At 73.3% G+C, this 23079-nt stretch carries 19 protein-coding genes and 1 pseudogene; 15 read left to right on the top strand and 5 right to left on the bottom strand.

The annotated features are described in order from the left end of the window. Nucleotides 1-260 precede the first annotated feature (260 nt). From ADK41_RS28885 to ADK41_RS28875, 3 genes are read left to right on the top strand one after another with little or no spacing between them, the layout of a single operon-like run. Nucleotides 261-1043, top strand: coding sequence for a DUF5819 family protein (locus ADK41_RS28885; protein WP_030820004.1), 783 nt, complete (start codon nt 261-263; stop codon nt 1041-1043). Continuing rightward, a complete protein-coding gene (locus tag ADK41_RS28880) occupies nt 1040-2281 on the top strand; it encodes an HTTM domain-containing protein (RefSeq protein WP_030820002.1) in 1242 nt (413 codons plus the stop codon). Before ADK41_RS28885 ends, ADK41_RS28880 begins: the two co-directional genes overlap by 4 nt. 10 nt (nt 2282-2291) lie before the next feature. Beyond that, nucleotides 2292-3071, top strand: a complete 780-nt coding sequence (locus ADK41_RS28875) for a TrmH family RNA methyltransferase (RefSeq protein WP_030820000.1) — start codon at nt 2292-2294, stop codon at nt 3069-3071. On the opposite strand, the gene paaN is transcribed toward ADK41_RS28875, so the two are convergent. Beyond that, entirely contained in the window at nt 3068-4759 is a 1692-nt protein-coding gene (gene paaN, locus ADK41_RS28870; RefSeq protein WP_030819998.1) for a phenylacetic acid degradation protein PaaN, read from the bottom strand. The genes ADK41_RS28875 and paaN overlap by 4 nt on opposite strands. Nucleotides 4760-4919: 160 nt before the next feature. On the opposite strand from paaN, the gene ADK41_RS28865 reads away from it, so the two are divergent. Together ADK41_RS28865 and ADK41_RS28860 are read left to right on the top strand one after the other, a co-directional pair. Next, nucleotides 4920-6434, top strand: a complete 1515-nt coding sequence (locus tag ADK41_RS28865) for a 3-hydroxyacyl-CoA dehydrogenase (protein WP_030819996.1) — start codon at nt 4920-4922, stop codon at nt 6432-6434. Then, the gene (locus ADK41_RS28860; protein ID WP_030819994.1) at nt 6431-7021 is read left to right on the top strand and encodes a TetR/AcrR family transcriptional regulator; all 591 of its coding nucleotides are present in this window, start codon (nt 6431-6433) and stop codon (nt 7019-7021) included. Before ADK41_RS28865 ends, ADK41_RS28860 begins: the two co-directional genes overlap by 4 nt. Nucleotides 7022-7052: 31 nt before the next feature. Here the strand turns inward: ADK41_RS28860 and ADK41_RS28855 are convergent, their stop codons facing one another. Then, complete coding sequence (locus tag ADK41_RS28855; RefSeq protein WP_030819992.1) at nt 7053-7538, bottom strand: Lrp/AsnC family transcriptional regulator; 486 nt, start codon at nt 7536-7538, stop codon at nt 7053-7055. Nucleotides 7539-7723: 185 nt separating this feature from the next. Between ADK41_RS28855 and pdhA (ADK41_RS28850) the strand changes: the two genes are divergently transcribed. The 6 genes from pdhA (ADK41_RS28850) (at nt 7724) to ADK41_RS28825 (ending at nt 14785) form a co-directional block, all read left to right on the top strand. Beyond that, nucleotides 7724-8866, top strand: a complete 1143-nt coding sequence (pdhA, locus tag ADK41_RS28850; protein ID WP_030819990.1) for a pyruvate dehydrogenase (acetyl-transferring) E1 component subunit alpha — start codon at nt 7724-7726, stop codon at nt 8864-8866. Beyond that, on the top strand, nt 8863-9867 hold the full coding sequence (locus ADK41_RS28845; RefSeq protein ID WP_030819987.1) for an alpha-ketoacid dehydrogenase subunit beta: 1005 nt from the start codon (nt 8863-8865) through the stop codon (nt 9865-9867). The genes pdhA (ADK41_RS28850) and ADK41_RS28845 overlap by 4 nt, the downstream gene beginning before the upstream one ends. After that, the gene (locus tag ADK41_RS28840; protein ID WP_030819985.1) at nt 9867-11303 is read left to right on the top strand and encodes a dihydrolipoamide acetyltransferase family protein; all 1437 of its coding nucleotides are present in this window, start codon (nt 9867-9869) and stop codon (nt 11301-11303) included. The genes ADK41_RS28845 and ADK41_RS28840 overlap by 1 nt, the downstream gene beginning before the upstream one ends. A gap of 85 nt (nt 11304-11388) precedes the next feature. Then, nucleotides 11389-12348, top strand: a complete 960-nt coding sequence (locus tag ADK41_RS28835; RefSeq protein WP_030819983.1) for an NTP transferase domain-containing protein — start codon at nt 11389-11391, stop codon at nt 12346-12348. Beyond that, on the top strand, nt 12348-13694 hold the full coding sequence (locus ADK41_RS28830; protein ID WP_030819981.1) for a molybdopterin molybdotransferase MoeA: 1347 nt from the start codon (nt 12348-12350) through the stop codon (nt 13692-13694). The genes ADK41_RS28835 and ADK41_RS28830 overlap by 1 nt, the downstream gene beginning before the upstream one ends. Beyond that, entirely contained in the window at nt 13691-14785 is a 1095-nt protein-coding gene (locus ADK41_RS28825; protein WP_030819979.1) for a potassium channel family protein, read from the top strand. Before ADK41_RS28830 ends, ADK41_RS28825 begins: the two co-directional genes overlap by 4 nt. A gap of 19 nt (nt 14786-14804) precedes the next feature. On the opposite strand, the pseudogene ADK41_RS28820 reads toward ADK41_RS28825, so the two are convergent. Further along, nucleotides 14805-15083: pseudogene (locus ADK41_RS28820) on the bottom strand (ATP-binding cassette domain-containing protein); the annotation flags it as partial. 134 nt (nt 15084-15217) lie between these two features. Here ADK41_RS28820 and ADK41_RS28815 point away from each other — a divergent pair. Then, a complete protein-coding gene (locus ADK41_RS28815; protein ID WP_030819974.1) occupies nt 15218-16201 on the top strand; it encodes an NAD(P)H-quinone oxidoreductase in 984 nt (327 codons plus the stop codon). 109 nt (nt 16202-16310) lie between these two features. On the opposite strand, the gene ADK41_RS41830 is transcribed toward ADK41_RS28815, so the two are convergent. After that, the gene (locus tag ADK41_RS41830) at nt 16311-17036 is read right to left on the bottom strand and encodes a hypothetical protein (RefSeq protein WP_159043994.1); all 726 of its coding nucleotides are present in this window, start codon (nt 17034-17036) and stop codon (nt 16311-16313) included. Nucleotides 17037-17228: 192 nt separating this feature from the next. Here ADK41_RS41830 and ADK41_RS28805 point away from each other — a divergent pair, with 192 nt between their 5' ends. Continuing rightward, nucleotides 17229-17768, top strand: a complete 540-nt coding sequence (locus tag ADK41_RS28805) for a bacterial proteasome activator family protein (RefSeq protein WP_030819972.1) — start codon at nt 17229-17231, stop codon at nt 17766-17768. 102 nt (nt 17769-17870) lie between these two features. On the opposite strand, the gene ADK41_RS28800 is transcribed toward ADK41_RS28805, so the two are convergent. Further along, nucleotides 17871-19517, bottom strand: a complete 1647-nt coding sequence (locus tag ADK41_RS28800) for a protein kinase domain-containing protein (RefSeq protein ID WP_030819970.1) — start codon at nt 19515-19517, stop codon at nt 17871-17873. A 346-nt stretch (nt 19518-19863) separates the two neighbouring features. Here ADK41_RS28800 and ADK41_RS28795 point away from each other — a divergent pair, with 346 nt between their 5' ends. Together ADK41_RS28795 and pdhA (ADK41_RS28790) are read left to right on the top strand one after the other, a co-directional pair. Further along, nucleotides 19864-21501 carry a protein kinase domain-containing protein gene (locus tag ADK41_RS28795; RefSeq protein WP_030819968.1) on the top strand — a complete coding sequence of 546 codons (1638 nt, stop codon included), beginning with the start codon at nt 19864-19866 and terminating at the stop codon, nt 21499-21501. 371 nt (nt 21502-21872) lie between these two features. Next, nucleotides 21873-23078: a pyruvate dehydrogenase (acetyl-transferring) E1 component subunit alpha gene (gene pdhA / locus ADK41_RS28790; RefSeq protein ID WP_030819966.1), complete on the top strand. Its 1206-nt coding sequence runs from the start codon at nt 21873-21875 to the stop codon at nt 23076-23078. The last annotated feature ends 1 nt before the right edge of the window (nt 23079 follow it).

The raw sequence follows: 23079 nt of genomic DNA, 5'->3' as shown, positions 1-23079 counted from the left end.
CCGACCGATCGTTCGGTTCGTGCGATTCCATGGTGAGACGGGCGCCGCGAGGTGTCAACCACTGTGGATAACCTGCGGGGGCCGCTCGTGGACAACGGGGCTCGGGCCGCGGTGCGGCGACGGGCGGGGAACGGGGTCCCGGCGGGACTGTGCCCGGGGGGCCGGTGCTGAGTACCGTTCCATGCGACGCGGCGGCGCGGTGCCGGGCCCCGCGACGGGGCGGAAGCGGTGACGGACCGGGATCGGTGGATCGGGGCGGGATGAACGCGTACGACAAGGGCTCGGACGCCCGGCACGGGCCGGCCGGGCAGGGTGTGCCCGACCCGTGCCCCGCCCTGCCCGGCCCCGCGGCGACGGGGGACGGCCCGCCCGTACCGGGCTCCCCCGCCGACCCGCCCGCCGGGACGGCCGTGCTCTCCCTGCGCTATCGGATCGGCGCCGCGGTGGCGCTCGTGGTCGTCGCGGGCGTGGTCTGCGCGCACCTCGGCATGACGTTCCTGCACGTCGCGCCGGCGAACACGGTCAGCAAGGAGCACGGCGAGACGGTCGAGAACTGGATCTACCCGGAGTTCGAGCAGAACTGGAAGCTGTTCGCGCCGAACCCGTTGCAGCAGGACATCGCCGTCCAGGTGCGTGCCGAGATCCGCACGGCACGCGGAGGGACGCGGACCACCGGCTGGTACGACCTGTCCGCACAGGACGGCCGCGCCATCGACGGCAACCTCCTGCCCAGCCACACCCAGCAGAACGAGCTGCGCCGCGCCTGGGACTTCTTCGTCGCCACGCACGACGACGACAACCGGCCGGTGGGCCTGCGCGGGGCGCTGTCCGAGACGTATCTGCGCCGGATCGCGGTGCTGCGTCTCGACCGCGCGGACGCCGCCGGTCCGGGCGGCGTCGTCGAGCGCGTCCAGATCCGCTCACGGACCACCCAGGTGCCGCCGCCCGAGTGGAGCGGGGAGAAGATGTCCACCACACCCGTGTACCGCACGCTGTCCTGGTGGTCGCCGCCCGAGGGCGAGACCCGGGGAGGCGTGGGATGAACCGCTGTTCGCCGGCCCTGTCCCGCGCGGTCACCCGCGTCACCGACGCCGCGCTCGGCCCCCACCAGACCGCCGTGATCCGCATCGGCTTCAGCCTGACCTGGCTGCTGTTCCTGTTGCGCGAGTTCCCCCACCGTCAGGAGCTGTACGGCCCCGACGGACCCTGGAGCTGGGACCTCGCCGATCAGCTGGTCGCGGTGAACGGCGCCTTCACCCCGCTGCTGTGGTCGGACGGTCAGGTCTGGTTCGAGGCCGTCTACGCGCTCGCCGTGCTGTGGAGCCTCCTCCTGCTGCTCGGCTGGCGCACCCGCACCATGTCGGTGCTGTTCATGGTGGGCGTGCTGGCGCTGCAGAACCGCAGCGTCTTCATGGGGGACGGCGGCGACAACGTCCTGCACCTGATGTCGATCTACCTGGTCTTCACGCGCTGTGGTCGGGTCTGGTCCCTGGACGCGCGGCGTGCGCGCCGCGCGGCCGGGGAGCGCGCGCGTGGCGAGTGGCCGCGCGACCGGGTCGGCCCACTGCTGTGGGGTGTGCTGGGCCTCCTGCTGCTCCTGGTGACGCTGGCGGGCCGGATGGACGGCGACCGGTTCATACCGGCACTGCTGTGGGCCGTGTGGCTGACGCAGGCGCTGTGGTGGCTGACCGGGCGCCGCGCGGGGACCGGGCAGCCGCGGATCCTGCTGGACGTCGTCGCGAACGTCGTGCACAACGGCGCGCTGTTGGTGATCATGGCCGAGGCGTGTCTGATCTACGCCACGGCCGGCTGGTACAAGGTCCAGGGCTCCCGCTGGCAGGACGGCACCGCCGTCTACTACCCGTTGCACCTGGAGTACTTCTCCCCCTGGCCGGCCCTCGCGGACCTGCTGTCGGCCAGCGGCACGATGGTGATGCTGGTGACCTACGGGACGGTCGCCGTGCAGGTCGCCTTCCCGTTCACGCTGTTCAACCGGCGGGTCAAGAACGTCCTGCTGGCCCTCATGATCACGGAGCACGCGGTGATCGCCGTCGTGCTCGGACTGCCCTTCTTCTCCCTGGCGATGATCGCGGCGGACGCGGTCTTCCTGCCGACGGCCTTCCTGCGCCGCCTCGGGAACCTCGCGGCACGCGCGCGCGGGCGGCTGCGCCCGCGCGGGACGCCGCTTCAGCGGCCGCGGCCCCCGGCCGACCGCCCGGCCGGAAAGGAACCGGTGGAGACCGCCCCGGCACCGGGCGGAGCGCCAAGGCCGCACACGTAGGCTGCACGCCATGACCGACCCCGCTCCCGAGACCCCGGCCGACCCCGTCTCCGCCTGGCGCCGTCTGGCCGGCGCCGCCGTGCTGCTCGACGGTTTCCACGCCCTCAAGCACGCCGTGCGTTTCGGGGCCGGGATCCGGCTCGCGCTCACCGCGGACCGGGCCGGCGCGCTCGCGCTCGCCGACGAGCTGGCCGGGGACGTGCGGGACACGCTGGCGGAGCTGCTGATCGAGGTGCCCCACGAGACGTACGCCGCCCTCGTGCCGCGCCCGCACCCCACCGCCGTGGCCGCCCTGGCCGTACGTCCCTCCCGCGCGGACAACCTCCAGGAGCTGGCCCGTACCCCGCGCACCGCGCCCGTGGTGGTCCTGGACGATCCGCGCAACCTCGGCAACGCGGGCGCGGTGATCCGGCTGGCCGCCGGTTTCGGGGCGACCGGGGTCGTCACCACCGGCACGCTCGACCCCTGGCACCCCACCGTCGTGCGCGGCGGGGCGGGGCTGCACTTCGCCACCGCCGTGGAGCGGCTGACCGTGGAGGAGCTGCCGCCCGGGCCGGTCTTCGCGCTCGACCCGGAGGGCGAGGACATCCGCTCGCTGAAGCTGCCGGACGACGCGCTGCTCGCCTTCGGCTCCGAGCGCAGCGGACTGTCGGCGGAGCTCCGCGCGCGGGCCGACCACCTGGTGGCGCTGCCGATGCGCCCCCAGGTCTCCAGCTACAACCTCGCGACCAGTGTGGCCATGACGCTGTACCACTGGAGCGCCACCGGGGGCGCACCGCACGCCTCCTAGAACTCCCGGCGCACCTCGACCACCCGGAACCGGTTGGCCACGAACGCGCCGTCGCACAGGGCCGCGTTGGCCGCCGGGTTGCCGCCGGAGCCGTGGAAGTCGGAGAAGGCGGCCGTCTGGTTCACGTACACCCCGCCGGTGAGGTTCAGGGAGAGCTGGGCGGCCTCCTCCAGGCAGACCTCCCGCACGGCTTCCTCGACCTCCGGGGAGGTCGTGTACGCGCCGACCGTCATGGCGCCCTTCTCGCGGATGGTGCGCCGCAGCAGCTCCACCGCGTCGTCGGCCGAGTCGACGGCGACGGCGAAGGAGACCGGGCCGAAGCACTCGCTCAGGTAGGCGGCCTCGGCGTCCGGCTTGGCGCCGTCGAGCTTCACGATCACCGGCGTGCGCACCACCGCGCCGGGGAACTCCGGGTTGGCGATCTCCCGGGAGGCGAGGGCGACCTCGCCGAGACCGGCGGCGGCCTCCAGGCGGGCCTTGACGTCCGGGTTGACGATCGCGCCCAGCAGCGCGTTCGCGCGCGCGTCGTCGCCGAGCAGGCCGTCGACCGCCTTCGCGAGGTCGGCGGCGACCTCGTCGAAGGACTTGGGGCCCTGGTCGGTGGTGATGCCGTCGCGCGGGATCAGCAGGTTCTGCGGGGTGGTGCACATCTGGCCGCTGTACAGCGACAGGGAGAACGCCAGGTTGGCCAGCATCCCCCGGTAGTCGGCGGTCGACTCCACGAGCACCGAGTTGACGCCGGCCTTCTCGGTGTACACCTGCGCCTGGCGCGCGTTGCCCTCCAGCCAGTCGCCGAACCCGGTGGAGCCGGTGTAGTCGATGATCCGGATCTCGGGGCGGGTGGCGAGGGTCTTGGCGATGCCCTCGCCGGGCCGCTCGGCGGCGAGCGCCACCAGGTTCGGGTCGAAGCCGGCGTCGGTGAGCGCCTGGCGGGCGACCTGGACGGTGAGCGCGAGCGGCAGCACCGCGCGGGGGTGCGGCTTGACCAGGACCGCGTTGCCGGTGGCCAGGGAGGCGAACAGGCCCGGGTAGCCGTTCCACGTCGGGAAGGTGTTGCAGCCGATGACCAGGGCGACGCCCCTGGGGACCGGGACGAACTCCTTGGTGAGCGCGAGCGGGTCGCGCTTGCCCTGCGGCTTGGTCCACTCCGCCGTGCCGGGCGTGCGGACCTGCTCCGCGTACGCGTAGGCCACCGCCTCCATGCCGCGGTCCTGCGCGTGCGGGCCGCCGGCCTGGAACGCCATCATGAACGCCTGGCCGGAGGTGTGCATGACCGCCTGGGCGAACTCCATCGTCCGGTCGCTGATCCGCTTGAGGATCTCCAGGCAGACCACCGCGCGGGTCTCCGCGCCCGCGTCGCGCCAGGCCCGCATCCCGGCCCGCATGGCGGGCAGCAGCGCGTCGGGGTCCGCGTGCGGGTAGCTCACGCCCAGCTCGATGCCGTACGGGGAGGTCTCGCCGTCCACCCAGCCGTCCGTGCCGGGCTGGCCGAGGTCGAGGCGGGTGCCGAGCAGGGCGTCGAAGGCGGCCTTGCCCGCCGCCGTGTCCAGGCTGCCGTGCTCCCCGTACGCCTTGGGGTGCTCGGGATGCGGGGACCAGTACGCGCGCGTGCGGATCGTCTCCAGCGCCTGGTCCAGGGTGGGACGGTGCCGGGTGATCAGCTCGTGCGCCGTGAGTGCGGCGGCCATGGGGGACCAACTCCTCGTCTCAGGAACTCTTCGTCGAGCTCATGGACCTGTGCGGAAACGTAGTCAGAACGGGCGGTCAGAGTTAGAGTAACCGAACGATCGGTCGGGACAAGGGGGTCCGCCGCATCTGTGGAAAACCCCGTGCGGGAGGATCGCGCACATGACAGCACTCGACCTCAGCAGTCCCGTGGCCGTGGTCGGCACCGGCACCATGGGGCAGGGAATCGCCCAGGTCGCGCTGGTCGCGGGCCATCCCGTGCGGCTGTACGACGCCGTCGACGGCCGGGCCCGCCAGGCGGCCGACGCGATCGGCGCCCGGCTCGACCGGCTGGTGGAGAAGGAGCGCCTCACCGCCGCCGAGCGGGACGCGGCCCGTGCCCGTCTGCGGCCCGTCGGCGAACTCGCCGCGCTCGCCGACTGCGCCCTGGTCGTCGAGGCCGTCCTGGAGCGCCTGGACGTCAAGCAGGAGCTGCTGCGCGCGCTGGAGGACGTCGTCTCCGACGACTGCCTGCTCGCCACCAACACCTCCTCCCTGTCGGTCACCGCGATCGGCGGCGCCCTGCGCGTGCCCGGCCGCTTCGTGGGCCTGCACTTCTTCAACCCCGCGCCACTGCTGCCGCTGGTCGAGGTCGTCTCCGGCTTCGCCACCGACGTCTCGTACGCCACGCGCGCGTACGAGACGGCCCGCGCCTGGGGCAAGACGCCCGTCGCCTGCGCCGACACCCCCGGCTTCATCGTCAACCGCGTCGCCCGGCCCTTCTACGCCGAGGCCTTCGCGGTGTACGAGTCCCAGGGCGCCGACCCGGCCACCGTCGACGCGGTGCTGCGCGAGTCCGGGGGCTTCCGGATGGGCGCCTTCGAACTGACCGACCTCATCGGGCAGGACGTCAACGAGTCCGTCACCCACTCGGTGTGGCGGTCCTTCTTCCAGGACGTCCGCTTCACCCCCTCGCTCGCCCAGCGCCGCCTGGTCGAGTCCGGCCGCCTGGGCCGCAAGACCGGCCACGGCTGGTACGACCACCGGGAGGGCGCCGAGCGCCCCGAGCCGCACACCGCGGAGCCCGCCGAACCGCCCGCGTACGTGGTCGCCGAGGGCGATCTGGGGCCCGCCTCGGAGCTCCTCGCCCTGATCCGCGAGGCGGGCGTCGAGGTGCGCGAGAAGGACGAGGACGACGGCACCCGTCTGGTGCTGCCCGGCGGCGGCCAGCTGGTCCTCGCCGACGGCCAGGCCTCCGTGGAGTTCAGCGACGTCGTTTACTTCGACCTCGCCCTCGACTACCGCGCGGCCACCCGCATCGCCCTGTCCCACTGCCAGGACACTTCCGCGCGGACCGTCGCCGAGGCCACCGGGCTGTTCCAGGCGCTCGGCAAGAAGGTCAGCGTCATCGGGGACGTCCCCGGAATGATCGTCGCGCGGACGGTGGCCCGGATCATCGACCTCGCGGTCGAGGCCGTCGCCAAGGGCGTCGCCACCGAGGAGGACGTCGACACCGCGATGCGGCTGGGTGTGAACTACCCCCTGGGGCCCTTCGAGTGGAGCCGCCGCCTCGGCCGCGGCTGGGCCGGCGCCCTGCTGGACGAGATGCACGAGATCGACCAGTCCGGCCGCTACGCGCCCTCCCTCGCGCTCTACCAGTACGCGTGCGCCACCGGCGAGAGGGAGGACACCCCGTGACCACCGCCAGGCGCGACACGTACACCCCGGAGACGCTGCTGTCCGTCGCCGTCCAGGTGTTCAACGAGCGCGGCTACGACGGCACCTCCATGGAGCACCTCTCCAGGGCCGCCGGCATCTCCAAGTCGTCGATCTACCACCACGTGGCCGGCAAGGAGGAACTGCTGCGCCGCGCGGTGAGCCGGGCCCTGGACGGGCTCTTCGCCATCCTCGACGAGGAGCACGCGCGCGTGGGACGCGCCGCCGAGCGGCTGGAGTACGTCGTACGGCGCATGGTCGAGGTGCTGATCGCCGAGCTGCCGTACGTGACGCTGCTGCTGCGGGTGCGCGGCAACACGGACACCGAGCGGTGGGCGCTGGAGCGGCGGCGCGAGTTCGACCACCGGGTCGCGGCGCTGCTGAAGGCCGCGGCGGCCGACGGGGACGTGCGCGAGGACATAGAGGTGCGCCTGGTGACCCGGCTGGTCTTCGGCATGATCAACTCGATCGTGGAGTGGTACCGGCCGGACGGGCGCGGCATGAGCGAGCGCGAGGTGGCCGACGCGGTGGCCCAGCTGGCCTTCGGAGGGCTGCGCAAGGCGTCCTGAACCCGCCCCGGGGCTCTTCGGCCCCGGCCGCTCACCCCTGCGGTTCCAGGTCCTCCTCCTCGAACACCAGCAGGGTGCGCGTGCTCAGCACCTCGGGGATCGCCTGGAGCCGGGTGAGCACCAGCTCGCGCAGCGCCCGGTTGTCGGGGGTGTGCACCAGCAGCAGCACGTCGAAATCGCCTCCCACCAGCGCGATGTGCGAGGCGCCCGGAAGCCGCCGGAGCTGCTCGCGGACCGTGCGCCAGCTGTTCTGGACGATCTTCAGGGTGATGTACGCGGACGTCCCGTGACCGGCCCGCTCATGGTTGACGCGGGCCCCGAAACCGCGGATGACACCGTCCTCGACCAGCCGGTTGATCCGCGCGTACGCGTTCGCGCGGGAGACGTGGACCCGCTCGGCGACCGAGCGTACGGACGCGCGGCCGTCCGCCTGGAGCATCCGCAGGATGTCCTGGTCGATGGCGTCCAGGGGCCGCGCGGGAGCGAGCGGCCCGCCCCCCTCCCGGCCCTCGGCCATTTGTTCAGATGCCACCTGCCCCCACCTCTCCGCCGTGGACGTCCTGCACCCATCTCAGGTTGTGGAGAACCGTTTGTCCACAGCCTGGTGCCACCCGTAGCCAAAATGCGCCGACGACCGAACAATCGGTTGGTGAGGCACGTCACAGACGCCGTGCCTCCGACATCCCACGAGGAGGTGCCGTCATGACGGTCACGGAGCAGCGGGGGGCCTACCGGCCGACCCCGCCGCCCGCCTGGCAGCCCCGTACCGACCCCGTGCCGCTGCTGCCCGACGCGGAGCCGTACCGCGTGCTCGGCACCGAGAAGGCCGCCGAGGCCGACCCGGAGCTGCTGCGCCGGCTGTACGCGGAGCTGGTGAAGGGCCGCCGCTACAACGCGCAGGCCACCGCCCTCACCAAGCAGGGCCGTCTCGCGGTCTACCCCTCCAGCACCGGCCAGGAGGCCTGCGAGGTCGCCGCCGCGCTCGTCCTCGAGGAGCACGACTGGCTCTTCCCGAGCTACCGCGACACCCTCGCGGTGATCGCGCGCGGGGTGGACCCCGTCGAGGCCCTCACCCTGCTGCGCGGCGACTGGCACACCGGCTACGACCCCCACGAGCACCGCGTGGCCCCGCTCAGCACCCCGCTCGCCACCCAGCTGCCGCACGCCGTCGGGCTGGCGCACGCCGCCCGCCTCAAGGGCGACGACGTGGTCGCGCTCGCCATGGTCGGCGACGGCGGCACCAGCGAGGGAGACTTCCACGAGGCGCTGAACTTCGCGGCCGTCTGGCAGGCCCCGGTGGTCTTCCTCGTCCAGAACAACGGCTTCGCGATCTCCGTACCGCTCGCCAAGCAGACCGCCGCCCCGTCGCTGGCCCACAAGGCCGTCGGCTACGGCATGCCCGGCCGCCTGGTGGACGGCAACGACGCCGCCGCCGTGCACGAGGTCCTCGCCGCCGCCGTACGCCGCGCCCGCGCGGGCGGCGGCCCGACCCTGGTCGAGGCGATCACGTACCGCGTGGAGGCCCACACCAACGCCGACGACGCCACCCGCTACCGCGGCGACGCCGAGGTCGAGGCCTGGAAGCAGCACGACCCGATCGTCCTGCTGGAGCGCGAACTGACCGGGCGCGGCCTGCTCGACGAGGCCGGCGTCGAGGCCGCCCGCCAGGACGCCGAGACCCTGGCCGCCTCCTTGCGCGCCCGCATGAACGAGGACCCGGCCCTGGACCCCATGGACCTCTTCACCCACGTCTACGCCGAGCCCACCCCCCAGCTCCTGGAGCAGCGGGAGCAGCTGCGGGCCGAGCTGGCGGCCGAGGCCGAGCCGGAAGGGGCGCAGCGATGACCACCGTCGCCGTCAAGCCGGCCACCATGGCGCAGGCCCTCACGCGCGCCCTGCGCGACGCCATGGCCGCCGACCCGTCCGTGCACGTCATGGGCGAGGACGTCGGCACCCTCGGCGGTGTCTTCCGGGTCACCGACGGACTCGCCGAGGAGTTCGGCGCGGACCGCTGCACGGACACCCCGCTGGCCGAGGCGGGCATCCTCGGCACGGCCGTCGGCATGGCCATGTACGGGCTGCGCCCGGTCGTGGAGATGCAGTTCGACGCGTTCGCCTACCCGGCGTTCGAGCAGCTCGTCTCGCACGTCGCGAAGACGCGCAACCGCACGCGCGGGAGGATGCCCCTGCCGCTCACCGTCCGCGTCCCCTACGGCGGCGGCATCGGCGGCGTCGAGCACCACAGCGACTCCTCCGAGGCGTACTACATGGCGACTCCGGGGCTCCATGTCGTCACGCCCGCCACCGTCGCCGACGCCTACGGGCTGCTGCGCGCCGCCATCGCCTCCGACGACCCGGTCGTCTTCCTGGAGCCCAAGCGGCTCTACTGGTCGAAGGACGCCTGGAACCCCGAGGAACCGACGGCCGTCGAACCGATAGGCCGTGCGGTGGTGCGGCGCTCGGGGCGGAGCGCCACGCTCATCACGTACGGGCCGTCGCTGCCCGTCTGCATGGAGGCGGCCGAGGCGGCCCGGGCCGAGGGCTGGGACCTCGAAGTGGTCGATCTGCGCTCCCTGGTGCCGTTCGACGACGAGACGGTGTGCGCCTCGGTACGGCGGACGGGACGCGCGGTCGTCGTCCACGAGTCGGGTGGCTTCGGCGGCCCGGGCGGGGAGATCGCGGCCCGGGTCACGGAGCGCTGCTTCCACCACCTGGAGGCGCCGGTGCTGCGTGTGGCCGGGTTCGACCTGCCGTACCCGCCGCCGATGCTGGAGCGCCACCACCTGCCCGGCGTGGACCGGATCCTGGACGCCGTGGGGCGTCTGCAGTGGGAGGCCGAGAGCTGATGGCACAGGTGCTGGAGTTCAAGCTGCCCGACCTCGGGGAGGGGCTCACCGAGGCGGAGATCGTGCGCTGGCTGGTCGAGGTCGGTGACGTCGTCGCCGTGGACCAGCCGGTCGTCGAGGTCGAGACGGCCAAGGCGATGGTGGACGTGCCCTGTCCGTACAGCGGTGTCGTCACGGCCCGCTTCGGCGCGGAGGGCACGGAACTGCCGGTCGGCGCCCCGCTGCTGACGGTGGCGGTGGGCGAGCCGGCCGACGGCGGCCCGGCCGCCGCCGCGGGCCCCGCCGAATCCGGTGGCGCGCGCGGCCGGACCCCGGCCACCGAGGGCTCCGGCAACGTCCTGGTCGGCTACGGCACCGCGGAGGCGCCGGCCCGGCGCCGCCGCGTCCGTCCGCCGCAGGCGGCCCCCGCGCCCCCCGCGCCCCCTGCCGCATCCGCCGCACCCGCCGCACCCGCGACGAACGGGCAGGTCAGGACCGCGGAGCCCGCCGCCGCACGGACCCGCGCCCCGGGCGCGGTGGACGGTCCCGTCCCCGTGATCTCGCCCCTGGTGCGCAGGCTGGCCCGGCAGAACGGCCTGGACCTGCGGGAGATGACCGGCTCCGGACCCGACGGGCTGATCCTCCGCGCGGACGTGGAGTACGCCCTGCGCGCCGCGGCCGCCCAGGGCCGTCCGGGCGCGGCGGCCGGTGAACCGGGTCCGCGGACCGACCGGGCGAGCGGGCCGGCACCGGGCGCGGAATCCCCGGGCGTCACCCGCGTCCCCCTCAAGGGCATCCGCGGAACCGTCGCCGACAAGCTCTCCCGCAGCCGCGCCGAGATCCCCGACGCGACCTGCTGGGTGGACGCCGACGCGACCGAACTGATGCGCACGCGGGCCGCCATGAACGCGGCCGGCGGGCCGAAGGTATCCGTCATCGCCCTGCTGGCCCGGATCTGCACCGCCGCGCTCGCCCGCTTCCCCGAGCTCAACTCCTCGGTGAACACCGGGGCCAGGGAGATCGTCCGGTACGCGGACGTGCACCTCGGCTTCGCCGCGCAGACCGACCGGGGACTGGTCGTCCCCGTCGTCCGGGACGCGCACACGCGGGACGCCGAGTCGCTCACGGCCGAGTTCGCCCGGCTGACCGGGGCGGCCCGGTCCGGCACGCTGACGCCCGCGGAGCTCACGGGCGGCACCTTCACGTTGAACAACTACGGGGTGTTCGGCGTCGACGGCTCCACACCGATCATCAACCACCCCGAGGCCGCCATGCTCGGCATCGGCCGCATCGTCCCCAGGCCCTGGGTGCACGAGGGCGAGCTGGCGGTGCGGCAGGTCGTGCAGCTCTCGCTCACCTTCGACCACCGGGTCTGCGACGGCGGTACCGCGGGAGGCTTCCTGCGGTACGTGGCGGACTGCGTCGAACAACCGGCGGTGCTGCTGCGGACGCTGTGAGTCCGCTTCGAGCCGCCGGTCTCCCCGGTCGCGTCCCGGTGCCCCCGCGTTCCCTGTGATCGCGGGGGAGACGCATACTCGGAGGGTGACCGAGCATCAGCCACCCGGCGGTCCCTCCGGTGAACCTCCCGACGGTCCCTCCGGGGGCCTCTTCGGCGACCCCGGCTCCGTGTACGACGCCGTCGTACTCGCCGGCGGCGCCGCACGGCGGCTCGGCGGCTCGGACAAGCCCGGGGTGCGGGTGGGCGGACGGTCGCTGCTCGACCGGGTGCTCACGGCCTGCGCCGACGCCCGGACCACGGTGGTCGTCGCCGACCCCCGCCCCACCGTCCGGCCCGTGGTCTGGGCCCGGGAGGAACCCCCCGGCGGCGGACCCCTGGCCGCGCTCGCCGCCGGGCTCCGGCACACCACGGCCGACCAGGTCGTCGTGCTCTCCGCAGACCTGCCGTTCCTCGGTCACCGCACGGTACGGGGGCTGTTGACGCCCCTTCGCCACGGCGCCGCCGACGGCGTGCTGCTGACCGACTCCGACGGCCGGGACCAGCCGCTCGTCGCCGCGTACCGGACCGGATCCCTGCGCCGCGGACTGGCCGCGCTCACCGGTCGGCACGGCGAGCTGACCGGGCTGCCCCTGCGCCGGCTGACCGGTTCGCTCGACCTCACCCGTATCTCCGACCCGGTGGCGTCCTTCGACTGCGACACCTGGGACGACATCGCCACCGCCAGGGCACGCATCAGGGAGCATGGACACGTGTTGGATGAATGGATCTCCGCGGTCAAGGACGAGCTGGGCATCGACCTGGACGTCGACACCGGTGTACTGCTCGACCTCGCCCGCGACGCCGCCCACGGGGTGGCCCGGCCCGCCGCGCCGCTGACCACCTTCCTCGTCGGTTACGCGGCCGCACGGGCGGGCGGCGACCGGGAGGCCGTCGCCGAGGCGGCCCGCAAGGCCGCGGCACTCGCCCTGCGCTGGGCCGACGAGGAAACCCCCGAAACCCCCGACGCCACCCCCGAAACCCCCGACACCCGGCCGGACGCCTGATGACCCCGCGCGCCGCCCGGGCCGACAAGAACGCCGACGACCTCGACGTCGAGGAGGCGCTCGCCCTCGTGAGGAAGCACCCCGGCGGCACCACGGACACCCCCCGCCACCCGCACCACGACGCCACTGCCTGGCCCGACGCCCGCGCCATCGCCGAACGCGCCCCGCGCCACGGCGGTCGCACCGGCTGCCTGACCCCGGTCGCCGTCCCCCTGGCCTCCGCCCTGGGTCTCACCCTCGCCGCCCCCCTCACCGCCCTCACCGATCTGCCCTCCTTCGACACCTCCGCGATGGACGGCTGGGCGGTGTCCGGCCCCGGCCCCTGGTCCGTGCGGGACGAGGGCGTCCTCGCCGGGCACACCGCGCACGCGCCGCTCACCGACGGCGAGGCCGTCCGCATCGCCACCGGCGCCCGTATCCCCCCGGACACCACCGCCGTGCTCCGCAGCGAACACGGCCGTACCGACGACAAGGGCCGGCTGCACGTCACCGCCGCCGCCCGGCCGCCGCACACGGTCACCCACGGCCAGGACATCCGCCCCCGCGGCCAGGAGTGCCGCAGCGGCGACCAGCTGCTGCCCGTGGGCACCCCGGTGACCCCGCCCGTCCTGGGCATGGCCGCCGCCGCCGGATACGACACGCTCACCGCCGTCCCCCGCCCCCGCGCCGACGTGTTCGTCCTCGGCGACGAACTGCTCGGCGAGGGGTTGCCGCACGACGGGCTGATCCGGGACGCGCTCGGCCCGCTGCTGCCGCCCTGGCTGCGCGCACTCGGCGCGGAGGTGACCGCCGTACGCCGGATCGGCGACACCGAACAGGCGCTGTACGAGGCCATCACGGCGTCCGACGCCGATGTCGTCGTCACCACCGGCGGCACCGCCGCGGGCCCGGTCGACCACGTGCATCCCGCGCTGCGCCGCATCGGCGCCGAACTCCTCGTGGACGGCGTCAAGGTGCGCCCCGGCCACCCCATGCTCCTGGCCCGCACCCAGGACGGCCGGCACCTCGTCGGTCTGCCCGGCAACCCCCTCGCCGCCGTGTCCGGCCTGCTCACCCTCGCCGAACCCCTGCTGCGCACCCTCGCGGCCCGCCCCGCCCCCGAGCCGTACACACTGCCGCTGCGGGACGGGGTGCAGGGGCACCCGCACGACACCCGGCTGGTCCCCGTCGCCCTGCACGGTGACCGGGCGCTGCCGCTGCTCTACAACGGCCCGGCCATGCTGCGCGGCATCGCGGCGGCCGACGCGCTCGCCATCGTGCCTCCCGGCGGAGCACGGCCCGGCCAGGAGACGGAACTGCTCGACCTGCCCTGGACGTCCGGGGGGATCGGGGTGTGTTTCACGTGAAACTTCCGGGCCAGGACGTCATCGCTCGCCAGGCGGACGAACACCTGGTGACCCATCGGGTGAAACTCCCGAGGAAACTGGTGGAGCACCCGGTCCGCCAGGTCGCCAAACGGCTGTCGTGGGCCCTGGCGGTGCTGGTGGTGACGGCGTTCGTCGTGTACGCCGACCGCGGTGGTTACAACGACAACTCCGACGGGTCCATCGATCTCCTCGACGCGTTCTACTACGCGACCGTCACCCTCTCCACCACCGGGTACGGCGACATCACGCCGGTCAGCGACGGCGCCCGGCTCACCAACATCTTCGTCATCACGCCGCTGCGCGTGCTGTTCCTGATCATCCTGGTCGGCACCACCCTCGAGGCCCTCACCGAACGCACGCGGGAGGAGTGGCGACTGAACCGCTGGAGGTCCGCCTTGCGCGATCACACCGTCGTCGTCGGGTTCGGCACCAAGGGCAGGTCCGCGATCAAGACCGTCTGCGCGACCGGGCTCAGGAAGGAACAGGTCGTGGTCGTCGACCCCAGCGAGAAGGCGATCGACGCGGCCACGGCGGACGGCTACGCGGGTGTCATAGGGGACGCCACGCGCAGCGAGGTGCTGAAGCGGGCCGAGGTGCAGCGGGCCCGGCAGATCATCATCGCGACACAGCGCGACGACACGGCGGTCCTCGTGACACTGACGGCACGACAGCTCAACCGGGGCGCGAAGATCGTGGCCGCGGTGCGCGAGGAGGAGAACGCCCCGCTGCTGAAGCAGTCGGGCGCCGACGCGGTCATCACCAGCGCCAGCGCGGCCGGACGGCTGCTCGGCCTGTCCGTGCTCAGCCCTTCGGCCGGCATGGTCATGGAGGACCTCATCCAGCAGGGCTCCGGGCTCGACATCGTCGAGCGGCCGGTCATAAAGGCCGAGGTGGGCAAGGTGCCCCGCGAGATCGGCGACCTGGTGGTGAGCGTCGTACGCGGGCACCGGGTGCTCGGCTACGACGATCAGGACGTCGGGACGCTGGAGCTGACGGACCGGCTGATCACGATCGTGCGGGCGACGCCGGGCACGCAGATCGCGCCCGACATCCGCCCGTTCCGCGGCTGAGGTCGGCTGCCTGCGCCCGCACGGCCGCGTACTGGCCGGTGGGGCTCACCCGGCCGCGCACCTCGTCGGCCTCGCGCACGATGTCGTGACCGAAGACGTGGGCCTCGCCGCCGTCGGGCCGCAGGAGGGTGGCGAGCATCTTCACGGTGGTGGTCCTGCTGGCGCCGTTCGGTCCGAGGACCCCGTACACCGTGCCGGCCGGCACCACGAGATCGGCGCCGTCGACGGCCCGTGTCTCACCGAAGGTCTTGACCGGGCCGGCGGTCTCGATCGCCGGGCCGGACGTCTGCGTGCTCATGCTTCGGGTCCTTCCGCGTGCTCGGGCTACGCGGGGACAGACTTCTACGGTCGCGCAGACTCATCGCTCCCGCACACGGATTTCCGAACGGCTCGATCCGGCACGCACTCCCGCCCCAGGGGTACCGTCCCTTCATGTATGCGATCACGATTCCCGAACCCGGTGGGCCCGAGGCGCTGGTGTGGGACGAGGTCCCCGACCCCGTGGCCGGTCCCGGCGAGGTCCTGGTCGAGGTGGTGGCCGGCGCCGTCAACCGGGCCGACATCCTCCAGCGGCAGGGCTTCTACGACCCCCCGCCCGGCGCCTCCCCCCACCCCGGTCTCGAATGCTCCGGACGGATCGCCGCGCTCGGCGAGGGGGTGAGCGGATGGGCCGTCGGCGACGAGGTCTGCGCGCTGCTCGCCGGCGGCGGCTACGCGGAGAAGGTCGCCGTTCCGGCCGGGCAGCTGCTGCCCGTCCCGCAGGGGCTCACCGTCGACCAGGCCGCCGCGCTCCCGGAGGTCGTCTGCACGGTCTGGTCCAACGTCTTCATGGTCGCCCACCTCCGTCCCGGCGAGACCCTCCTCGTGCACGGCGGCTCCAGCGGCATCGGCACCATGGCGATCCAGCTCGCCAAGGCCGTCGGCGCGCGGGTCGCCGTCACCGCGGGCACCACGGAGAAGCTGGAGCGCTGCGCCGAACTCGGCGCCGACATCCTGATCAACTACCGCGAGCAGGACTTCGTCGCCGAGCTGAAGAAGGCCACCGACGGCGCCGGCGCGGACGTCATCCTCGACAACATGGGCGCCAAGTACCTGGACCGCAACGTCCAGGCCCTCGCCGTCAACGGCCGGCTCGCCATCATCGGCATGCAGGGCGGTGCGAAGGGCGAGCTGAACATCGGCGCCCTCCTCGGCAAGCGCGCCGCCGTCAGCGCGACCTCGCTGCGCGCCCGGCCCCAGGAGGAGAAGGCGGCGATCGTGGCGGCCGTACGCGAACACGTCTGGCCGCTCGTCGCCGGCGGCCGGGTCCGCCCCGTCATCGACCGTGAGATCCCGATGCCGGACGCGGCCACCGCCCACCGGGTCGTGGAGGAGAGCGGCCACATCGGCAAGGTCCTGCTGGTCACGCCGAACTGAATCCGGCGGGCCGGGGTCCGTCCCCGTTTCCGGCCCACCGGGGACGGCACCGCCGTGCGCGTGCCCCGGTGGCCCGTCGGGAGGTTCCCGGCGGGGCTCCGCCCGGTGTTCAGGGAGTGCCGCGCCCCTGGCGCATGCGCAGGGCCACGACGGCGAGGCCGAAGCCGAGTCCGATGAGCATCAGCCCGCTGCCGAGCGGCAGGATGCGCAGGACGGGCCCGGTGGAGGCGGCCGCGTTCGGCGACTCCGCCTCCCGTGAGGTCGCGGAGGGCGTCGGGACCGTTGCCGGCGACGCCGGTGTCCGCGGGACGGTGCCGTCCCCGCCGGGCGCCCGGGACCCGGCCCCGGCGTCCCCCGGGCGCGGCACGCCGGCCGCGTCGGGCCGGTCGCCCACGCCTTCGGCGTGCCCGTGCCTCCGCGGTACGGCACCGGCGTCCCCGTCGCCCGCTCCGTCCCGGTCGCGGTGCTCACGCTCCCGCGACTCCCTCTCGGCCGCCTCGTGCCGCCCCGGCCGGTCGTGGCCCTCATCCGGCCGGTCGTGGCCCTCATCCGGCCGGTCGTGGTCCTCGCCCGGCCGGTCGTGGTCCTCGCCCGGCCGGTCGTGGCCCCCAGCCGGCCGGTCCCCGGCCCGCGGCGGCTCCCCGGAGTGCGACGAAGAGGGCGGCGAGGAGTGTGGAGAAGGGGACGCCCAGGGCGTCGACGAGGGGAACGGGGACGTGGGGGCGGCGCCGTCGATCCCGTACGCCGGGGGCGCCGCGACAGGGCCGTACGGCATCACCGCCGCCCCCGCCGCCAGAACGACCGTCGCCCCCGCTACACGCAGCCATGAAGTCACGACCGTGACCTCCCGCGCCGACCGGTGCTCGGTCACACCGTCGGCAAGATGGGCCGGATGGACGCCCAACAGCCTGTCATTCCCGGATGCTCCCGGCATTCCGGATACGGCCGTCGGGTGGACCCCCACGGAAGAGCCCCGCTTCCGGGGGCACCGCCCGAGCGGGGTACGGGCGTGCGCGACAATGGCGGCATGGAGATGCCGAGGAACGAACGATCACCGGAGAATCCGCAGATCCTGGTCGTCGGCCAGGACGGCATGGCGCTCGGCGGCGGCACCGGGGACGAGGACTCGCGCGAGACCCCGCTCACGGAGCAGGTGGAGCAGCCGGCGAAGGTCATGCGGATCGGCAGCATGATCAAGCAGCTGCTGGAAGAGGTGCGCGCGGCTCCCCTGGACGAGGCCAGCCGGGTCCGCCTCAAGGAGATCCACGCCAGTTCGGTGAAGGAGCTGGAGGACGGTCTGGCCCCGGAGCTGGTCGAGGAGCTGGAGCGGCTCTCCCTGCCCTTCACGGACGAGAACACCCCGAGCGACGCCGAACTGCGGATCGCGCAGGCCCAGCTGGTGGGCTGGCTGGAGGGCCTGTTCCACGGCATTCAGACCACGCTGTTCGCCCAGCAGATGGCCGCGCGCGCCCAGCTGGAGCAGATGCGCCGCGCCCTCCCGCCGGGTGTCGGCGACGGCCTGGAGGACCCGCACCCGGGCGGCCGCTCGGGCGGCCCGTACCTGTAACCGCCCCACCCTCCCCGCCCGGACGAGAAGAACGACACGGACGACGCGAAGGGGCCCGGCATCGGATGCCGGGCCCCTTCGCCGTGCCGCGTACGGCCGGGATCAGGACGGAGGGTTGCCCGTGGAGACCTTGAGCGTGATCTGCGGCATGTCCTCGGGGTCGACGTCCGAGCCCGCCGGCGGGTACTGCTCCCGGACGGAGCCCTCGCCGTAGGTGTTCTCGTCCACCTTGAGGATCTTGATGTCGCTCCAGCCGGCGGCCTGGAAGCACTCCTTCACGGACCCGATGTACTTGTACTTGAAGTTCGGCAGCCGGACCTTGTCGGGGTCGTTGTACGACTCCTCCGGCTCCTCGCACTCCTCCTTGTCGATCTTCTTCGACGTGTCCGGCCCGCGGTAGCCCTCCGCCTTGGCCGCCGACGCCGACGCCGAGGCCGAAGCGCCGCCTCCGCCGCCGGCCTGCGGATCATCCTCGCCGCCGTTCATCAGCAGCGTCGTGATCAGGCCGCCGACGGCGACGAGCGAGACGACGACCGACCCGATGATCACCGGCTTGTTCCGGCCGCCGCCCGGGCCGGACGCCTGGGGCGTGAGGTCGTACGGCGGCGGGGTCTGCGGCCCCGGCTGCGGCGCGTAGGGCGACGGTACGGGCGCCTGGTAGCCGCCCTGCTGCGGGTAGCCGTACGCCGGGGAGGGCGCGGGCGGCGCCGGTGTGCCGTACGGGTGGGGCGCCGGCGCCGGCTGGTACGGCGTCTGCACGGTGCCCGTGGGCGCCGGGGTCGCCTGGTCGACCGGCGGGAACACCGCGGAACCGACGCCCGCGCCGCTCTGCGCCTGCGCACCGGGGACGATGCTCGGCGGGGCCGCGTGGAAGGACTGCGCGACCCGCAGGCACTCCGCGCGCATGGACTCCGCGCTGGGGAAACGTTCGTTCGGGTTCTTCTTCAGCGCGCGGGCGATCAGCGCGTCCACGGCCGGCGGCAGCGAACGGTTGACCGAGGACGCGACCGGCGGCTCCTCCTGCACGTGCGCGTACGCGATGGCCAGCGGCGAGTCCGCGTCGAACGGCAGCCGCCCGGTGACCAGCTGGAACAGCATGATGCCGACCGAGTACAGGTCGGAACGGGCGTCCACGCCCCGGCCGAGCGCTTGCTCCGGGGAGAGGTACTGCGGGGTGCCGACGACCATGCCGGTCTGCGTCATCGACGTCACGCCGGACTGCATGGCGCGGGCGATGCCGAAGTCCATGACCTTGACCACACCGCGCTTGGTCGTCATCACGTTGCCCGGCTTGATGTCGCGGTGGACCAGCCCCATCTCGTGACTGATCTCCAGGGCCGCCAGGACGTCCGCGGTGATCTTCAGCGCCTTGTCGGCGGGCATCGCGCCCTGCTGCCGCACGTCCTCGTCGAGCACGGACCCCAGCGGGCGGCCCTCGACGTACTCCATGACGATGTACGGCGTCGTCATGCCGTCCACGTCGTCCTCGCCGGTGTCGAAGACCGAGACGATGTTGGTGTGCGTGAGCTTCGCCACGGACTGGGCCTCGCGGCGGAAGCGCTCGCGGAAGGCCTGTTCCCGGCCGAGTTCCGTGTGCAACGTCTTGATGGCGACCTGACGGTCGAGCACGCTGTCGTAGGCGAGGTGGACCGAGGCCATGCCGCCCTGGCCGAGCAGGTCCCGCAGTTGGTAGCGTCCGCCGGCGAGCGCCCGCCCCGCGCCTCGGCCCTGTGCGCCGTGCTGGCTCATGTTCCGCTTCCCCCGTAGCCTCTCCGGCGCCGTCTTCGGTGACCGATCCGTCGTGGGTCCGATGCACCATTCCCGGCCAAGTCTGCCCCAGGCCACGGACACGTCAAGCGCGGTGCCCGTTCCGTGACCGTACGCGGACGAAGCGTCGCGGAAGCGTTACAGGGGGCCTACTGCCGGTCCACGGAATTTGCACGACAGTACGGAGTGAGGGTTTCATGACCGGTCCGTCTCGTGGCGGTCCTGGCAGCCCGTCCCGGACCGGGGGCACACGCTGAGGCTGTAGCGTGGCCGACGAAGACCGTGACAACACCGCGCGCACCGCGGGCAGAAACGACGGCGAGGACTGATGGCACAGCAGCAGCGCGCTCAGGGCCCGTCCGACCCCGAGGCGACTGGCGGCGGCATCTCGGACGCGCCGGACAACTGGGGCAACGGCGGGCTCGTCGGCGACGGCCGGTACCGGCTCACCCACCGGCTCGGCCGGGGCGGCATGGCCGAGGTGTTCGCCGCGGAGGACGTACGCCTCGGGCGCACCGTCGCCGTCAAACTGTTGCGCGCCGACCTCGCCGAGGACCCCGTCTCCAAGGCGCGCTTCACGCGCGAGGCGCAGTCGGTGGCCGGTCTCAACCACCACGCGATCGTCGCCGTGTACGACTCCGGCGAGGACGTCGTCGGCGGCCAGTCGGTGCCGTACATCGTGATGGAGCTGGTCGAGGGCCGCACCATCCGCGACCTGCTGATGAACGCCGAGGCCCCGGGCCCCGAGCAGGCGCTGATCATCGTCTCCGGCGTCCTGGAGGCGCTCGCCTACTCGCACCAGCACGGCATCGTGCACCGCGACATCAAGCCGGCCAACGTCATCATCACCCACAACGGCGCCGTGAAGGTGATGGACTTCGGCATCGCCCGCGCGCTGCACGGCGCGTCCACGACGATGACCCAGACCGGCATGGTCATGGGCACCCCGCAGTACCTCTCGCCGGAGCAGGCCCTCGGCAAGGCCGTCGACCACCGGTCCGACCTGTACGCCACCGGCTGCCTGATGTACGAACTGCTGGCGCTGCGGCCCCCCTTCACGGGGGAGACACCGCTGTCGGTGGTCTACCAGCACGTCCAGGACATCCCCACGCCCCCGTCGGAGGCCTCGGACGCCTGCCCGCCGGAGCTGGACGGGCTGGTCATGCGCTCCCTCGCCAAGGAGCCCGACGACCGTTTCCAGACGGCCGAGGAGATGCGCGGGCTGATCCAGTACGCGCTGCAGATGCTCTACGAGCAGGGCGGCCACACCGGCACCTGGAACACCGGCCCGGTGGAGATGCACGAGGGCCCGCGCACCCCGGCGGCCGGCTTCGCGGGCACGACCGCGATGCCGCACCCGGACGTCTCCGGCACGGCGGCGATCCCGCAGCCCATCCTGCCCACCGGGTACGGCGGCGGGGACGACGGCGGCTTCGAGGGCCACGGCAACAAGGGCAGCGGTCGCGGCAAGCTGTGGATCCTCGCGGTGCTCGCGGTGATCGCCGTCGCGGCGGGCGTGGCGCTGGCGATGAACAACAGCGGTGGCGGTGGGGGCGGCGGCAAGACCGACACGTCTCCGTCCGTGACGCAGAGCACCGAGGACGAGAAGGCCAGCGAGAGCCCGAGCGACGAGGCGACCGAGGAGACCACCGACCCGGGCACGGAGACCGAGACCGACCCGGGCACGGGCTCCGGCGGGAACTGGAACCAGCCGTACACGCCGCCCGTGACGCCGTCGGCGCCGCAGACGGAGACGGAGACCGAGGCGCCGGCCGACCCGCCGACGTCCTCGCAGCCGACCCAGTCGGGCGGCACCGGGGACGGCGGTACCGGGGACGGTGGCACCGGGGACGGTGGCACCGGGGACGGTGGTACCGGGGACGGTGGTACCGGAGACGGCGGCACCGGGGACGCCGGCACCGAGAACGCCGGCACGGGCAGCGTCGAGGGTGTGACCGCCGGCTGACCCCGGCCGGCTCCGGCCGCACCCCCGCTCACCCCGCGCCGCGTACCACTTCCGGGCGCGAAACTCGACCCTTCCCGTGTCCGGGGTGGCCGGGATAACGTGCCGTTGCTCCGGCCTCCTGCGAGGCTGTGACCAGCGCACCTTCGGCACCTTCCCCGATTTACTTGGAAATCCAAGCAAAATCGCAGGTCAGAGGGGTTTCACAGAGATGTGGAGCACTGGGTAACGTTCCTCTTGCAGGGCGCTCGCCGGGGCACCTGTCACGCCTGTTCCCGGTCGAGTGGCACCCACCCCGTGCCCGGTGGTCGAGAACAGGTGAGCCGCACTGGCCTACCGGCAACCCCGGGGGCCGGACCGACGGAGGAGCACACGTGACCGTGGAGAGCACTGCCGCGCGCACACCGCGACGCAGCGCCGGAAGCAAGGCCGGCACCACCGGCACCAAGCGCACCACCCGCACCACCAAGAAGGCCGCCGGCGCCGGGAAGAGCGCCGAGCCCGCCCTCGTCCAGCTGCTGACGCCCGAGGGCAAGCGCGTCAAGAACGCCGAGTTCGACCAGTACGTCGCCGGCGTCACCGCCGACGACCTGCGTGGCCTGTACCGCGACATGGTGCTCACCCGCCGCTTCGACGCCGAGGCCACCTCCCTGCAGCGCCAGGGCGAGCTGGGCCTGTGGGCCTCGCTGCTCGGACAGGAGGCGGCGCAGATCGGTTCCGGCCGGGCGCTGCGCGACGACGACTACGTCTTCCCCACCTACCGCGAGCACGGCGTCGCGTGGTGCCGCGGGGTGGACCCGACCAACCTGCTCGGCATGTTCCGCGGCGTGAACAACGGCGGCTGGGACCCGAACGGCAACAACTTCCACCTGTACACGATCGTCATCGGCTCGCAGGCCCTGCACGCCACGGGCTACGCGATGGGCGTCACCAAGGACGGCGCGGACAGCGCGGTCATCGCCTACTTCGGCGACGGCGCGTCCAGCCAGGGCGACGTGGCCGAGGCGTTCACCTTCTCCGCGGTCTACAACGCCCCGGTGGTGTTCTTCTGCCAGAACAACCAGTGGGCGATCTCCGAGCCGACCGAGAAGCAGTCCCGCGTGCCGCTGTACCAGCGCGCGCAGGGCTTCGGTTTCCCGGGCGTCCGGGTGGACGGCAACGACGTGCTGGCGAACCTGGCCGTCACCAAGTGGGCCCTGGAGCGGGCGCGCGCCGGTGAGGGTCCGACGCTGGTCGAGGCGTTCACGTACCGCATGGGCGCGCACACCACCTCCGACGACCCGACCCGCTACCGGGGCGACGAGGAGCGCCTGGCCTGGGAGGCCAAGGACCCGATCCTGCGCCTTCGCCGCTATCTGGAGTCCTCAAACCACGCGGACGAGGGATTCTTCGCGGAACTGGAGACCGAGAGCGAGGCGTTGGGCAAACGAGTGCGCGAAGCGGTCCGTGCCATGCCGGACCCGGACCACTTCGCCATCTTCGAGAACGTGTACGCGGACGGACACGCGCTCGTGGACGAGGAGCGTGCGCAGTTCGCCGCCTACCAGGCGTCGTTCGCGGACGCGGACGGGGGTAAGTGAC

Origin of the sequence: Streptomyces caelestis (assembly GCF_001279005.1) — a bacterium.
Lineage (GTDB): Bacteria > Actinomycetota > Actinomycetes > Streptomycetales > Streptomycetaceae > Streptomyces > Streptomyces heliomycini.
This window is presented reverse-complemented; position numbering and strand designations above follow the sequence as displayed.

What these genes read in the sequence shown, in the direction of transcription:
- ADK41_RS28845 (WP_030819987.1), top strand. Translation starts at nt 8,863, where the DNA reads ATGACCACCGTCGCCGTCAAGCCGGCCACCATGGCGCAGGCCCTCACG.
- ADK41_RS28830 (WP_030819981.1), top strand. Translation starts at nt 12,348, where the DNA reads ATGACCCCGCGCGCCGCCCGGGCCGACAAGAACGCCGACGACCTCGAC.
- ADK41_RS28795 (WP_030819968.1), top strand. Translation starts at nt 19,864, where the DNA reads ATGGCACAGCAGCAGCGCGCTCAGGGCCCGTCCGACCCCGAGGCGACT.
- ADK41_RS28875 (WP_030820000.1), top strand. Translation starts at nt 2,292, where the DNA reads ATGACCGACCCCGCTCCCGAGACCCCGGCCGACCCCGTCTCCGCCTGG.
- ADK41_RS28800 (WP_030819970.1), bottom strand. Translation starts at nt 19,517, where the DNA reads ATGAGCCAGCACGGCGCACAGGGCCGAGGCGCGGGGCGGGCGCTCGCC.
- ADK41_RS28880 (WP_030820002.1), top strand. Translation starts at nt 1,040, where the DNA reads ATGAACCGCTGTTCGCCGGCCCTGTCCCGCGCGGTCACCCGCGTCACC.
- ADK41_RS28855 (WP_030819992.1), bottom strand. Translation starts at nt 7,538, where the DNA reads ATGGCCGAGGGCCGGGAGGGGGGCGGGCCGCTCGCTCCCGCGCGGCCC.
- pdhA (WP_030819990.1), top strand. Translation starts at nt 7,724, where the DNA reads ATGACGGTCACGGAGCAGCGGGGGGCCTACCGGCCGACCCCGCCGCCC.
- ADK41_RS28815 (WP_030819974.1), top strand. Translation starts at nt 15,218, where the DNA reads ATGTATGCGATCACGATTCCCGAACCCGGTGGGCCCGAGGCGCTGGTG.
- paaN (WP_030819998.1), bottom strand. Translation starts at nt 4,759, where the DNA reads ATGGCCGCCGCACTCACGGCGCACGAGCTGATCACCCGGCACCGTCCC.
- ADK41_RS28865 (WP_030819996.1), top strand. Translation starts at nt 4,920, where the DNA reads ATGACAGCACTCGACCTCAGCAGTCCCGTGGCCGTGGTCGGCACCGGC.
- ADK41_RS28840 (WP_030819985.1), top strand. Translation starts at nt 9,867, where the DNA reads ATGGCACAGGTGCTGGAGTTCAAGCTGCCCGACCTCGGGGAGGGGCTC.
- ADK41_RS28805 (WP_030819972.1), top strand. Translation starts at nt 17,229, where the DNA reads ATGGAGATGCCGAGGAACGAACGATCACCGGAGAATCCGCAGATCCTG.
- ADK41_RS28885 (WP_030820004.1), top strand. Translation starts at nt 261, where the DNA reads ATGAACGCGTACGACAAGGGCTCGGACGCCCGGCACGGGCCGGCCGGG.